This is a genomic window from Aquisalimonas sp. (genome assembly GCF_007120195.1).
GTDB lineage: Bacteria > Pseudomonadota > Gammaproteobacteria > Nitrococcales > Aquisalimonadaceae > Aquisalimonas.
This window is the reverse complement of record NZ_SKOG01000200.1, coordinates 1-13,624: the sequence shown is the minus strand read 5'-3', so window position 1 is coordinate 13,624 and position 13,624 is coordinate 1. Positions and strand designations below refer to the sequence as shown.

General features: G+C 64.5%; 12 protein-coding genes and 1 pseudogene. 9 read left to right on the top strand and 4 right to left on the bottom strand.

Translation table 11 applies throughout. The features are described 5' to 3' along the window. Positions 1-238: 238 nt before the first annotated feature. From QZT63_RS14230 to QZT63_RS14205, 6 genes are all read left to right on the top strand, one after another. Complete coding sequence (locus QZT63_RS14230) at positions 239-1,645, top strand: cytochrome ubiquinol oxidase subunit I (RefSeq protein WP_290652154.1); 1,407 nt, start codon at positions 239-241, stop codon at positions 1,643-1,645. Positions 1,646-1,650: 5 nt separating this feature from the next. Beyond that, positions 1,651-2,661, top strand: coding sequence for a cytochrome d ubiquinol oxidase subunit II (gene cydB / locus QZT63_RS14225; RefSeq protein ID WP_290652153.1), 1,011 nt, complete (start codon positions 1,651-1,653; stop codon positions 2,659-2,661). 13 nt (positions 2,662-2,674) lie between these two features. Then, complete coding sequence (gene cydD, locus QZT63_RS14220) at positions 2,675-4,408, top strand: thiol reductant ABC exporter subunit CydD (protein WP_290652152.1); 1,734 nt, start codon at positions 2,675-2,677, stop codon at positions 4,406-4,408. Further along, complete coding sequence (cydC, locus tag QZT63_RS14215; protein WP_290652151.1) at positions 4,401-6,077, top strand: thiol reductant ABC exporter subunit CydC; 1,677 nt, start codon at positions 4,401-4,403, stop codon at positions 6,075-6,077. Before cydD ends, cydC begins: the two co-directional genes overlap by 8 nt. Positions 6,078-6,130: 53 nt before the next feature. After that, positions 6,131-6,835: a spermine synthase gene (locus tag QZT63_RS14210; protein WP_290652150.1), complete on the top strand. Its 705-nt coding sequence runs from the start codon at positions 6,131-6,133 to the stop codon at positions 6,833-6,835. Positions 6,836-6,987: 152 nt separating this feature from the next. Continuing rightward, positions 6,988-8,400: a M20 family metallopeptidase gene (locus QZT63_RS14205; RefSeq protein ID WP_290652149.1), complete on the top strand. Its 1,413-nt coding sequence runs from the start codon at positions 6,988-6,990 to the stop codon at positions 8,398-8,400. Between the two features lie 51 nt (positions 8,401-8,451). Here QZT63_RS14205 and QZT63_RS14200 read toward each other — a convergent pair whose 3' ends face one another. After that, positions 8,452-9,246: a glucose 1-dehydrogenase gene (locus tag QZT63_RS14200; RefSeq protein WP_290652148.1), complete on the bottom strand. Its 795-nt coding sequence runs from the start codon at positions 9,244-9,246 to the stop codon at positions 8,452-8,454. A 139-nt stretch (positions 9,247-9,385) separates the two neighbouring features. Next, positions 9,386-9,646: a hypothetical protein gene (locus tag QZT63_RS14195; RefSeq protein WP_290652147.1), complete on the bottom strand. Its 261-nt coding sequence runs from the start codon at positions 9,644-9,646 to the stop codon at positions 9,386-9,388. A gap of 219 nt (positions 9,647-9,865) precedes the next feature. Here QZT63_RS14195 and QZT63_RS14190 point away from each other — a divergent pair, with 219 nt between their 5' ends. From QZT63_RS14190 to QZT63_RS14180, 3 genes are all read left to right on the top strand, one after another. After that, positions 9,866-10,933: a PA0069 family radical SAM protein gene (locus QZT63_RS14190; protein WP_290652146.1), complete on the top strand. Its 1,068-nt coding sequence runs from the start codon at positions 9,866-9,868 to the stop codon at positions 10,931-10,933. Between the two features lie 119 nt (positions 10,934-11,052). Continuing rightward, on the top strand, positions 11,053-11,856 hold the full coding sequence (locus QZT63_RS14185) for an NAD-dependent protein deacylase (RefSeq protein ID WP_290652145.1): 804 nt from the start codon (positions 11,053-11,055) through the stop codon (positions 11,854-11,856). 72 nt (positions 11,857-11,928) lie between these two features. Beyond that, positions 11,929-12,696 carry an alpha/beta hydrolase gene (locus QZT63_RS14180; protein ID WP_290652144.1) on the top strand — a complete coding sequence of 256 codons (768 nt, stop codon included), beginning with the start codon at positions 11,929-11,931 and terminating at the stop codon, positions 12,694-12,696. Between the two features lie 74 nt (positions 12,697-12,770). On the opposite strand, the gene QZT63_RS14175 is transcribed toward QZT63_RS14180, so the two are convergent. Both QZT63_RS14175 and QZT63_RS14170 read right to left on the bottom strand, forming a co-directional pair. Next, complete coding sequence (locus QZT63_RS14175; RefSeq protein ID WP_366637130.1) at positions 12,771-13,202, bottom strand: DnaJ family domain-containing protein; 432 nt, start codon at positions 13,200-13,202, stop codon at positions 12,771-12,773. A gap of 189 nt (positions 13,203-13,391) precedes the next feature. Further along, a pseudogene (locus QZT63_RS14170) lies at positions 13,392-13,624 on the bottom strand (acyl CoA:acetate/3-ketoacid CoA transferase); the annotation flags it as partial.

Here is a 13,624-nt window from a genome sequence, read left to right as displayed (position 1 = left end):
CGGTCGAATCGCACTACCGGAATCAAGCGCCGTAGTGTACCACGATGCCGTGGCGACCCCGAGCCGTGCGGCAGCGACGCGGCGTGATCCCGGTTCGGTTTGTCGGCACGGAACCAACGGTAGACCGTGCGGTCGAGAATGCGGGGGTTGGAGTCGGGAAGCGCCGATGCTGGTGCTACACGCCATACTCTTCTAACCTTACCGTCGCCAGTTCGCCCATGGCCTTGGGGAGTCAGGTATGGAGCTTGATCCGCTGCTGCTTTCTCGTATCCAGTTCGCCTTCGTGGTGTCCTGGCATATCCTCTTTCCTGCGTTCACCGTCGGTCTGGCGTCGTATATTGCGGTGCTCGAGGGGTTGTACTTCAAGACGAACAATTCCGTCTATTTGAGGCTGTCGAAGTTCTGGATCAAGGTTTTCGCGGTCTCCTTCGGGATGGGGGTTGTCTCGGGCATCGTCATGTCCTTCCAGTTCGGCACCAACTGGAGCACGTTCGCCTACGCCTCGGCCAACTTCATGGGGCCGGTCCTGAGCTATGAGGTGGTCACGGCCTTCTTCCTGGAGGCAACGTTCCTTGGCGTGTTGCTCTTCGGCCGCGACAAGGTCCCGCAGGGCGCGCACCTGTTCGCGGCCTGCATGGTCGCCATCGGCACATTCATCTCGACATTCTGGATTCTCTCCGCCAACAGCTGGATGCAAACCCCGGCTGGCGTCGAAATGGTCGACGGGATCTTCTATGTGACCAGCTGGATCGAGGCGATCTTCAACCCCTCGTTCCCGTTCCGCTTCGGGCATATGGTGATCGCGGCATTCCTCACCACCGCGTTCTTCGTGGTGGGTGTGAGCGCTTGGTATCTGCTCAGAAACAAGGCGGTGGAATCGGCCAAGGTCATGATGTCCAAGACGTTGTGGCTGATCGTGGTGCTTGCGCCGGCGCAGGTGATCATGGGCGATCTCCACGGCATCAACACGCTGGAGCACCAGCCCGAGAAGGTGGCGGCCATGGAAGGAAACTGGGAGACACGCGGGCATGTGCCGCTGCTGCTGTTCGCCATTCCCGATTCGGCCCAGGAAACCAACCACTTCGAAATCGGCATTCCCAGCATGGCCAGCGTCATCCTCAAGCACGATCCAGCCGGTGTGGTCCCGGGGCTGAAGGACTGGGCACCGGAGGACCGCCCGATGGTGGGCATTGTGTTTTGGGCCTTCCGGGTGATGGTGGCCATCGGCTTCCTCATGGTCGCCGTGGCGATCGCCAGCCTGGTGCTGCGCTGGCGCGGGCGCCTGTTCGAGGCGCGCTGGTTCCATCGTCTGTGCGTGGGCATGATGCCGCTGGGCTTCATTGCCGTACTGGCGGGGTGGTTGACCACGGAGACCGGCCGCTACCCGTGGCTGGTGCAGGGCATGATGCGCGTCGAAGAGGGGGTTACGCCGGCACTGACCGGCGGCGTCGCGCTGACCTCGCTGCTGGTCTATATCGCCGTCTACGCTGTGGTCTTCGCCGCGGGGGCCTTCTACATCTTCAAGATCATTCAAAGTGGGCCGGACAGGGACGACGCGCCCTCTGAGGACATCCATCGAGAATATCGTCGCCGCCCTGCACGGCCAATGTCCGCTGCCGATGACGCCCTGGATTCGCCGGAGTAGTCGCTATGGAAACCATCGACCTGACACTGATCTGGGCCTTGGTCATCGCGCTGGGGTTATTCATGTACGTACTCATGGACGGGTTCGACCTGGGCGTGGGGATCCTATTCCCCTACGCCCCGGACGAGGAAACCCGCGACACCATGATGAATACCGTCGCCCCGGTGTGGGATGGCAACGAAACTTGGCTGGTGCTCGGCGGCGCCGGGCTGCTCGGAGCCTTCCCGATGGTCTACTCCATCCTACTGCCGGCGCTCTATCTGCCCGTGCTGATCATGCTGGTCGCACTGATCTTTCGCGGTGTAGCCTTTGAGTTCCGCTTCAAGGCGAAAGACTCCAAGTGGCTGTGGGATATCTCCTTTACCGTTGGTTCGACGCTGGCGGCCTTCTCCCAGGGCGTCATTCTCGGCGCCTTCATCCAGGGGTTCGAGGTGGAGAACGGCAAGTATGTCGGCGGCATGTTTGACTGGGTCTCGGCGTTTAGCATCATGACGGGCTTCGGTCTGGTGGCGGGCTATGCGCTCATCGGCTGCGCCTGGATTATCATGAAGACCCTGGGCGATGTCCGGGAGTGGGCCTATAGCATCGCGGACCGACTGCTGTACGTGACGATCTTGGCGGTGGTGATTGTCAGCATCTGGACGCCGCTGATGCATGAGGCGATCGCCCAGCGGTGGTTTTCGATGCCCAACTTCGTCTACTTCGCCCCAGTGCCGCTGATTACCGCCGTGCTGGCACTGGCGTTCTATCGGGCTATTGTACAGCGTACGGATTACCTGCCGTTCTTCTGCGCCATGGGGCTATTCATACTCAGCTACCTGGGTCTGGCGATCAGCCTGTGGCCGAATGTCATTCAGCCGGACATCACCCTTTGGGACGCCGCCTCGGCCCCGGAGTCGCAATTGTTCCTGCTGCTTGGCGTGCTGTTCACGCTGCCCATCATACTTGGCTACACCACCTGGACCTACTGGGTGTTCCGCGGCAAGGTCACCAAGGATTCAGTGGGCTATCACTAACGCTGCGCCTTCCATGGCTGACACCGCCACGGGCGGGCCAACCCAGCGCCGCGCGGAAAGCCAGGCCGATCGGGCTTGGCTTTCCGCGCGGGCTCGGGCTGTGGGCACACCGCGTCTCGTGTGTATCAGTGCCGGAATCCTGGCCGGTTTGCTGGTCATTCCCCAGGCGGCACTCCTGGCATGGCTGGTTCACCGGGTTGTCGTCTCCGGCAGCGGGCTCGGCGATGTAACCGCCCTCATGGCGTTGGCGCTGGGCGTGTTCGTCGCGCGGGCAGTGTGTACCGGGGTGCAGGAGTGGGCCGCGGCGGAGTCGGCCAATCGGATACACCAGGACACGCGCGCCGGGCTGATGCGCCATCTTGTCGCGCTGGGCCCATCCGGTCTGGCGCGCCACGCAGCGGGCGGCCTTGCAGCCGCAACCGTGGACATGGTCAACACGCTCGGCCCCTATGTGGCGCGTTATCAACCCCAACTGATCATCACGGCCACGGTGCCATTGGCCATCGTGGTGGCCGTGTTCACCATGGACTGGCTTGCCGGGGCCCTTTTGCTGCTCGCCGCCCCGCTCATCCCCGCCTTCATGGCCATCGTCGGCATGGGCGCGGAGGCCGTCAGCCGCAGCCAGCACCAAGCACTGGCCCGGCTCGGCGGGCATTTCCTGGATCGACTCCAGGGCCTGGACCTGCTCCGCCACCTGGGCCGCGCGCAAGACGAGGCCAGGGCGCTGGCGGCGGTCGGGGATGCCTATCGCCGGCGCACAATGGCGGTACTGCGCGTGGCGTTTCTATCCTCGGCCGTACTCGAATTCTTCAGCTCCGTGGCGATTGCCATGGTGGCCGTCTACATTGGCATGGGGCTACTCGGGTACCTGGATTTCGGCCCGGCCCCAGAACTCTCCCTGTTCAGCGGGCTGTTTATTCTTCTGCTGGCACCTGAGTTCTTTCAGCCGTTGCGCCAGCTGGCTCAGCATTATCACGATCGGGCAGCTGCCCTGGGGGCCGCCGCGGAACTCCGGGTCTTGACGGAAACACCCTCCCCCATGCCGGCTGGGGGCACGGCGCACCCGCCTGAAAACCCGCCAACCATTTCGCTGAACGCGGTCACCGTCATGGGGGACAACCGTGCGCGGCTGCTCAATGGCATCTCGCTGGATATTGAACCGGGCCAGGCACTGGTAATTACCGGGCCATCGGGGAGCGGCAAGACTACACTGCTTCATACGATCGCGGGGTTTCACGGTGTCCAAGGTGGCGAGGTGAGGGTCAATACCGCTGCCCTGAGCACGCTGGATCTCAGCGCGTGGCAGCAACGCCTGAGCTGGCTTGCCCAGACGCCTTATCTGTTTCCCGGCACGCTGCGCGAGAATCTGCTGTTGGGACCTGGCGATACCGCCTCCGGCCATGTGGAACGCGCATTGGGGCGCGCTGGCCTGAGCGGCGTGCTGGAGCGGCTGCCCGCCGGGCTGGACACACCCGTGGGTGAGCACGGCGGCGGGCTTTCCGGCGGCGAGGGTCAGCGCCTGGCCCTGGCGCGCGCCTTGGTGCGGCGGGCGCCCGTCCTGCTGGTGGACGAGCCCACGGCGAGCCTTGATCCCGACACCGCGGCGTTGATCAGTCGCGCGCTGGAGGAAGAAGCCGCGCGCGGGGCGACTGTCCTGATTGCCACTCACTCTCCCACACTCTATGCCTGGGCGCCGAGATTGCTCACCCTGGACCAGGGCCGAATCCGGGGAGCGGAGCATGCATGAGCTCCGCCCGCTGCTGCGCATCCATGCGCGCCGCTGGCCCTGGCTTGCGGCCGGCGCTGCACTGATGCTCCTGGCCGCCCTCGCCGGGTTCGGCCTGCTTGCCCTCTCCGGCTGGTTCATCACTGCCACCGGCCTGGCCGCGCTGGTCCTGGCCGCGGGCGGGACAGCCGCACTGGATATCTATGCTCCGGGGGCCGGAATCCGCTTTTTCGCGGTGGGCCGGGCGGTGAGCCGTTACGGTGAGCGGTTGATCACGCACGAGGCGGTCTTGCGGCTACTGGCCGATCTGCGGGTCTGGGTCTTCCGCAGACTCATGGGCCTGGACCTGGCACGGCTGGGACAACTGCGCACCGGCGACACACTCAGCCGCCTGACAGCGGACGTGGACCGCCTGGACCAGTTTTACCTGCGCCTGCTGGCACCGGTCGCCGTGGCGTTGTTTGGACTGATCATTGCGACCAATGTGCTCGCATTGTTTGCGCCGGCTTCGGCGCTGGCCGTGGCCCTGGCGCTCGCCGCTGCTGCGATCGGTGCCGCGGTGGTGACGGGGCGCATGGCAGCCGGCCCGGGGGAGCGCCTTGTTGGCCTTGCCGGGCGGCTGCGTGAACACATCCTCTTGGGCCTGCGGGGCATGGCTGAACTCCGCGTCTATGGTCGCGAGGAAGATGCCTTACAGCGTGTGGACGCACTATCCCGGCAGCATGAGCTCACCAACCGCGCGTTGGCGCGCATGGCCGGGCTGACCCAGGCATTGGGCACGCTGGCGACGTTTAGCGGAGTCTGGCTGGCCGCTCTGCTGGCCATTCCGCTGGTGGAGCAGGAGGTGCTGAGCGGCCCGGGCTTTGCCCTCGTTCTGCTCGGCGCCTTGGCACTGATGGAACTGGTGACTCCCCTGCCCCTGGCCGCACAAGCGCTGAGCCGCACCCGTACGGCGGCCCGCCGCGTGCTGTCGCTGGCACCACCAGAGCGGCTGCAGGCAAACGGACCTTCGAGGCCCGGCGACGGGACCCTGCGCCTCGAGGCGGTGAGTTACCGCTACCCACCGGCGCTGACCCCGGTGCTCGATAGCGTCTCACTGGTGGTCCAGCCCGGGGACTGCCTGGCCATCACCGGCCCCAGCGGCACCGGCAAGAGTACGCTCATTGGCATCGTTACGGGGGCGCTGGCCGCCGAGTCCGGCCAGGTTCTGCTGGGGGGCGATGCGGTCTCGGATCTGAGCCCGGAAGCGATCGGCCGTCGCGCTGCGTGGCTCCCGCAGCGCACCGTGATTTTCAACGCCTCGGTCGCCGACAATTTGCGCATGGCCGATCCCCAGGCAACGGAGCAGAGCCTCTGGCACGTCCTGTGGCTCGCCGCACTGGATGAGACCGTGGCGGCTTTGCCCGACGGCCTGGAGACCTGGCTCGGCGCAGGCGGCCGCGCCCTCTCCGGCGGCGAGGCGCGGCGACTATGCCTCGCCCGGACGCTACTGCAACCCGCAGCGCCCCTGCTGCTGCTGGACGAGCCGACCCGCGGCCTCGACGACGCCACAGCCCGCCGAATCCTGGACCACCTCACCCGGGTCGCCGAACACCGGGGCGTCGTCGTCGTCACCCATGACGCACATTTGCTGCCGGATGGGTTCAGCCGTCAGACGCTGGGTGCGGGACGCCTGGCATCGGCGTTTTGATATAATCCGTGGTGCGCAAAACGCGGGGGCCCGATCACCGGAGGATGGCTAGGTTGTCCAAGCAGTCGCCCACGACGCCGGAGTACATCACGCGCGGGCAGCGCGTCGTCGAGGACCTGTATTCGGACTATCAGCACATCATCATCGCCCACGATCCGGACTACGGGCATGTGCTCTACCTGGACGATGACCTCCAAATCGCGGAGTCGGATCACGCCTACAACCGCGCGATGGTCGAGCCGATCATCGAGGCCGGGCTGCTGGACCGGGTGCTGATCCTGGGTGGCGGGGATGGCGGCGTGCTCAAGGTGGCGGTGCACAGTCAGGTGCGCGAGGCGACGTTGGTGGACATTGACGGCAAGGTGGTCGAGCTGGCGCGGACCTACCTCCCCGGGCTATGCGAGAATGCCTTCGACGCCGGAAATGCCCGGGTGGTGATTGGCGACGCCTTTGCGTGGCTCGATGGTGCCCACGGTTACGACGCGATCATCTACGATCTGACCATGGAGCCCGTGCGGGCGAACCAATCCAGGCTCGAGTTCATCGAAGAGATTGTGGGCCGTATCGCCGACAGCCTGAAGCCTGACGGCATGCTGACCATGCAGTGCTGCAGCGAACACCAGCCCGGGCTGCGCGAAGAGATCCATCAGGCGCTCACGCGGCATTTCACCGCCGTCTCCGACCGCCCGGTGGATATACCCTCCTACCACGAGCGCTGGATCTTCGCGAGCGCCCGCTATCCGATCAAGGAGTGTTAATCGTCACCCTCCCGAGTCTGCTCGCATTGTCCATCCGTGACCTGCATGAGGCGAAACAAGTGTCCAGGGGCTCGGCGTTGTTTACAATCGCACGGTGAGCTCGCGGCGCTGAACCGCGGACGCCACCCCGGCTTCACGACAGGAGAGCGCAATTGGATACCACGGCATTGCAGGCGTTCGTCGACGCGCGCTGGCAGGATAGCATCCTGCCGGAAATGAAGGACTTCATCCGTATTCCGGCGAAATCTCCCAGCTTCGACGCTGAATGGGCCCGCCACGGCTATCTGGATGAAGCCATTGCCCACGCCGAGCGCTGGTGTGGGCAGATGGCCCCAACCGGTGCCAGCATCGACGTCATTCGCCTGCCTGGGCGCACCCCGCTGCTTCTGGTCGACATTCCCGGCACCGCCCCGGGCACCATTCTCCTGTACGGTCACCTGGACAAGCAGCCGGAGGTGACCGGTTGGAGCGAGGGTTACGGGCCCTGGACTCCGGTTCTGAAGGATAACCGCTTGTACGGTCGCGGTAGCGCCGACGACGGCTATGCCGTCTACGCCTCCCTGACGGCAGTGCGCGCCGTCCACGAACAAAACCAGCCCCACGCCCGTTGCCTGATTCTCGTGGAGACCTGCGAGGAGAGTGGCAGTTACGATCTCCCGCACTACATTGCCCATCTGCGCGAGCGCATCGGCCAGCCGGATCTCGTTCTCTGCCTTGACTCCGGTTGCGGCAACTACGATCAACTCTGGTGCACCACCTCCCTGCGCGGTATGGCGGCCGGCACCCTCCATGTCGAAACCCTTACCCAGGGCGTCCATTCCGGTGATGCCGGTGGCGTGGTGCCCTCCTCGTTCCGTATTGCGCGGCACCTGCTGGAGCGACTGGAGGATTCTGCCGACGGACGCATCCTACCCACGCAATTCAACACCACCATCCCTGATGAACGCCGCGCCCAGGCCCAAGACTGTGCAGCGGTGATCGGCGCCACGCTGCGCGATCGCTTTCCGTTTGTTGAGGGCACGCGCGCCGAGGAAGAAGACCTCACCGAACTGGTGCTCAATCGCAGCTGGCGGCCTGCGCTGGAGATCACCGGTGCCGACGGACTGCCACCCATTCGTGAGGCGGGTAATGTCCTCCGTCCTTACACTGCCATGAAGATCGCCCTGCGCCTGCCGCCCACCGTTGACGGCAATGACGCCAGCCTGCGCCTGAAGGGCCTGCTTGAAGTCGACCCCCCCCACGGCGCCGGGGTCACCTTTACCCCGGAGCAGGCTGCCACCGGCTGGCATGCCCCGCCGCTTAGCCCATGGCTGGCGGAGACCATGGATGCCGCCTCCCGTGACACCTTTGGCGCGCCGGTGATGTACATGGGCGAAGGTGGCACCATCCCGTTCATGGCCTTGCTGAGCAGCGCCTTTCCGAGGGCGCAGTTCGTCATTACCGGCGTCCTTGGCCCCCAGTCCAATGCCCACGGCCCGGACGAATTCCTGCATGTCCCCACAGCGCGCCGGCTCACCACATGCGTCGGGCGCATCATCGCCGCCCACGGGCAACAGGGCGGCTGAGCCGGGAGCGACCGTATGCGGCGCGGGGCTCCGCCGCCGCGTCTCGCGGCCTCAGCTGGAGGTGAAGTCACCCCCATTGGGGTGCAGCACTTGTCCGACCATATAACTGGCGTCGTCCGAGGCGAGGAACACGAACGCGGGGGCCACTTCCGCTGGCTGCCCTGCACGGCCCATCGGCTTGTCTTCACCGAACTGCTCCACCTTGTCCGCGTCGAATGTCGCAGGTATCAACGGTGCCCAGATGGGACCGGGCGCAACGGCATTGACGCGGATGCCATCATTCAAGAGCGCTTTCGCCAGTGAACGGGTGAAGCCGAGCACAGCCCCCTTGCTTGCCGCGTAGTCCATCAGATGGCCGCTTCCCCTGTACGCAACAACTGAGGTGGTGTTGATGATGACGCCGCCACGGCGCAGAAGGGGTAGCGCGGCCTTGACGAAATAAAAGTGCGCAAACATATTGGTCGCAAACGTTCGGTGGAGCTGCTCGTTGCTGATTTCCAACAGGTTGCCCGTGGGGTGTTGTTCCGCGGCGTTGTTGACAAGGATATCCAACCTTCCGAAATGTTGATGCGCGGCGCTCAGCGCTCCGGCGCAGGCGTCCGGGTCGGACACATCGCCGCTGAGGAGCAGGCAGTCAGCGCCCTCGTCCCTAACCATACGCGCCGTCTCCCTGGCATCGGCGTCTTCTTCCAGGTAGACGATGGCAACTTGCGCTCCCTCCCGGGCGAAATGCACCGCAATACTGCGACCAATCCCGCTGTCGCCACCTGTAATCAATGCAACCTTGTCACGTAGCCGGTCAGCCCCCTTGTATCCCTCCCGAATGATGATCGGTTGCGGCTCCATTTCATGCTCACAGCCGGGCTGTCGAGCTTGCTCTTGCGGGGGTCTGACATCGTGGTGTTCCTGATACCCGGCTGGCATGGCATCCCTCCCGTTGTCGTGTCGCATCCGTCCAGTGCCAGAAGGATTGGGATTGCAGGGTTCAATCCTGATCCCGCGCATTGACCGGCTCGCAGCGCATGGATTCGCCATCGGCAAGAGCCATTAGGATATCCTGCTCGTAGGTACCCCCTAGCGCCGCCGTTTTCGCCACAAGGGCATTGGCCGCGCGTTCCCGTATGCCCTCCAGGGGCGTCCCGTCCGGTGCTTCAACGGTCACAGCCCGGGGAAACTCATTGGTGGACACGTAGCCTTTGAGGCGAGACACAGTTGCTGGTGCCAAATCGCAACGCCAAAACTCCATACGACCTCCTGCAGATTATCAATACCTGTCTCTCGGACGTCGCGAACGTGCCCGAGCGCTTGCTCCGATGTACGACAGGGCAGGGGCAAAAGTTCCGCACCGACCGCAGCAGCCTCTTCGCCGCCGGCATCCACCCACACGATTGGAGTTGCTGTTTTTTTATATAGTTTTTGCCATAATGGCTCGCCCAATTACATGCAGCCGCGAGCGGAGGGGACAATGCTCAAGGGCCGAGGCACGGATCAGGTCATTCCCGGCCGCTTTGCAAAGCAATCCTCCACGGCCGTGCAGGACGGTTGGCCCGACACACCGGGCGCGGAGACAAGCGCTCCAACGACCCACTGCACCCCGGAAACGGCGCGCACCATCATCACCCGCAACACCTCGCCGGACCTGCCCTTCACCCAGTCCATCAATCCCTACCGGGGGTGCGAGCATGGTTGTATCTACTGCTTCGCAAGGCCCAGCCACGCCTACTTGGACCTTTCCCCGGGATTGGACTTCGAAACCCGTCTTACCGCCAAGGTGAACGCCGCAGAACGCCTGCGCGCGGAACTGGCAAGGCCCGGCTACCGTTGCGCGCCCATTGCCCTTGGCACGAACACCGATCCCTACCAGCCCATCGAACGGCAGTGGCGCATCACCCGCTCGCTGTTGGAGCTGCTCGATCAGTGCCGGCACCCGGTGAGCATCACCACCAAGAGTGTTGGCCTATTGCGGGACCTCGACCTGCTGGAATCCCTGGCGCAGAACGACCTCGTCACGGTCACGGTGAGCCTGACCTCACTGGATGCCGGGCTGAAGCGCGCCCTGGAACCGCGGGCTGCATCGCCCGAGCGCCGGCTGGGCATGATCCGTGAATTGCGCCGCCACGGGGTGCCAACCGGCACGCTGATCGCGCCGGTGATCCCGGCATTAACCGATCATGAAATCGAGCGCCTGATCGAGGCGGCCGCCAAGGCGGGCGTGCAACAGGCCGGTTACGTCCTCCTGCGCTTGCCCTGGGAGGTCCGCCCCTTGTTCCGGGACTGGCTCGCCACCCATTTTCCGGCCCGGGCTGAGCACGTCCTGAGCCTGTTGCGCCAGGCCCGGGATGGCCGCGAAAACGACCCCTGTTTCGGCTCACGGATGCGCGGCTCCGGCCCCTGGGCCGATCTGCTCGAACAACGCTTCCGCAAAGCCCTACGCCGCCACGGCGTGCAATCGCGCGGCATCCCGCCGCTTGCCACGACGCACTTCCGGCCGCCGCAGGCTGTCCCCGAGCAGCTGTCGCTGTTCGATACCTGAGGGAATCACCCCACGCTCCCCGGGCTAGCCGTCACGCGAGGAACAGGGCCTTGGGCTGGCCCAGGCAGGCGTCGTCCGGCTATGATTAACAGACTGCACCCTGGACCTGAGTAAGCGCCATGGCGGGATGGTTATCCGATGAAAACGCCCTTCTCCGGATTGATACCGTCGCGCAACGCCTCGCAACTGCCAGGCGGGCGCTGTTCATCACCGGAGCGGGGCTCTCCGCCGACTCCGGCCTGCCGACCTACCGTGGGGTCGGCGGCATTTACGATGACGGCGTCACCGAGGAAGGCATCCCCTTTGAGGTCGCCCTCTCCGGCGACATGTTCCGTCGCCGCCCCGAGCTAACCTGGAAGCACATCGCCCGGATCGAAGCCGCCACCCGTGGAGCCAGCTTCAACCGGGGCCACGAGGTTCTTGCGGCGTTCGAGGCAAGCCTCGCGCACAGCTGCGTGCTCACTCAGAATGTGGACGGGTTTCACCAGCGGGCCGGCAGCCAGAATGTCATTGAGGTCCACGGCAACGTTCACACCTTGCGCTGCACCAGTTGCGAGCAGGTGGAACGGGTCGCGGATTTTTCCCAACTGCGCGAAATCCCGCCCGCCTGCGCTCACTGCGGCGAACTCATTCGTCCCGATGTTGTGCTATTCGGTGAGATGCTGCCTTTCCAGGCGTTGGACCATCTGACAGAGGAAACGACACGGGGATTTGATGTGGTGATGAGCATCGGCACAACCAGCTATTTTCCCTATATCGTTGAACCGGTCCTAAACGCCCGGGAGCAGGGAGCCACAACCGTGGAGATCAATCCCGCCGAGACGGAAATCTCGGACGCCGTGGACTTTCGTTTGCCGGGGCGAGCGGCTACCGTGCTGGAAGCGCTGTGGCAGCGTTTCCAGCACGTCCACGGACACGGTTGATCGGGTGTTACTCCGGTCCCACAGTGGTGCAAGCGGCCTGACCCAGTCAGCGTCTCCCCAGGAGGCCGAATTATGCCGTACATGACCATCGCCGGTGAGCGGTTGTTCTACACGGTGCATGACCAGGATGCACCCCTCAGCCTGGTTTGTATCCACGGTGCAGGCGGTGACCACACGATCTGGCCGCTGGCGTTGAGTGAGCTGGGTGCCTGCAATACCTATACCCTGGATCTTCCAGGTCACGGGCGCTCGCACGGTGCACCCCGGGAGACCGTTGAGGCCTATGCCGTCGTGGTGGAGGCATTCATTGCCGAGCTGGGCCTGCAGCGCGTGGTGCTCCTCGGGCATTCCATGGGAGGGGCAATTGCAATGACTCTCGCACTGGCGCGGCCGGCCTGGCTGGATGCCCTGATCCTGGCATGCACCGGGTGCAGACTGCGCGTACCGGATGAGATCTCCCGCCTGTTGCGCACCGACCTCGGCACCGCCATCGAACAACTCTGCCATAACAGCTTTTCACCTACTGCACCGCGAAGCCTCGTCCAGCAGGAGGATGAACGCCGGCGGCGGATTCCGGCGGAGGTGTTTCTCGCCGATTACGATGCCTGCGACGGCTTCGACGTCACCGAGCGGCTTGGTGAGATACGGGAGCCCACATTGGTGCTCAGCGGCGACATCGACCACTTGACGCCGGTGAAATACGCGCAGTTCCTCGAGGACCGCATCCCCAACGCGAGGCTTGCGGTGGTTGCTCCCGCCGGCCACATGTTGCCCGTCGAACAACCCGCGGAAATGACGCGTCTTGTGAGCGAATTCGTTGACAGACGTGTCAGCAGGTAATGTGTGGGCCGGCTACACCGACACCGTGCAGCGGTCTTGTGCGGGTTCGCGCCCTGCCCGTTCCGGGCGCACCGTCAACGTCCGCGCTCTCCACCCATCCGCTCCAGGATCCGCAGGTGGTAGGCCGACTCCATCCAGATCGCGCTGCTGCGGCGTCCGCGACCCTCAGCCAGCTGCAGGCGTAGCAGCTCCAACCGGCGTCGCGCGCGATCGCGACCCGCCTCGTCATCCAGGGGAATCTGCGCGAGCAGATCCTCAACCTCCTTGACCTCCCGGCGGATCTGCATTTCCGGCGGCAGGTACCCGGCATTCCTGAGCATCCTGTAGGCTGCGCGCAGATGCTCCGGGACCAAGCTGTCGTCTTCCAGAAGCTGCCGTTGTCCCTGACCCGGAAGATCGTCGAAGTCCCCACGATCCCGTGCCTCGATGATGCGCTGTTCCGCCATCTGATCCAGCAGCGACACGACTCGGTGCCTCTCGATCTTTTGAGGGACATACTTGGACACCTGCCAAGCGCCTTGCACAAGCTTACTAATCTTTCCCCGACGATTGCCAGACAGCAGCATGCCGTGCAGGCGGCACCGGATGATCCACGTTCGTCGTGCTCACGGACATCAGCTTCGTTCCGGCCACATCACCGCCCTCAAACCGGGCCCCGGTGAATCATCCGGGCTGATCGCTCGCGAGCCGCGGCGTTATTCGGCGGTGGGGCGGCCAGCGGTCTCGAAGACGTGCGGCGCCATCTTACGCCGCCGCAGCTCGTCGCCGAGCTTCAACCGCATGAACGCACTGGTGGTGTAGCGGGAGGCCTTGTCGTAGAAGCGGGCGTGAACGTCACGGACCATGTCGAACCAGGCCTCGGCGACCACGGGATCGATAACGCAACCGTCATAGTTGATCACCGCCGTGACCTTCCGCCCGAGCGGCT

Coding starts and splice junctions, on each gene's coding strand:
- QZT63_RS14180 (WP_290652144.1), top strand. CDS start 11,929: ATGCCGTACATGACCATCGCCGGTGAGCGGTTGTTCTACACGGTGCAT.
- QZT63_RS14195 (WP_290652147.1), bottom strand. CDS start 9,646: ATGGAGTTTTGGCGTTGCGATTTGGCACCAGCAACTGTGTCTCGCCTC.
- QZT63_RS14230 (WP_290652154.1), top strand. CDS start 239: ATGGAGCTTGATCCGCTGCTGCTTTCTCGTATCCAGTTCGCCTTCGTG.
- cydB (WP_290652153.1), top strand. CDS start 1,651: ATGGAAACCATCGACCTGACACTGATCTGGGCCTTGGTCATCGCGCTG.
- cydD (WP_290652152.1), top strand. CDS start 2,675: ATGGCTGACACCGCCACGGGCGGGCCAACCCAGCGCCGCGCGGAAAGC.
- QZT63_RS14200 (WP_290652148.1), bottom strand. CDS start 9,246: ATGGAGCCGCAACCGATCATCATTCGGGAGGGATACAAGGGGGCTGAC.
- QZT63_RS14190 (WP_290652146.1), top strand. CDS start 9,866: ATGCTCAAGGGCCGAGGCACGGATCAGGTCATTCCCGGCCGCTTTGCA.
- cydC (WP_290652151.1), top strand. CDS start 4,401: ATGCATGAGCTCCGCCCGCTGCTGCGCATCCATGCGCGCCGCTGGCCC.
- QZT63_RS14185 (WP_290652145.1), top strand. CDS start 11,053: ATGGCGGGATGGTTATCCGATGAAAACGCCCTTCTCCGGATTGATACC.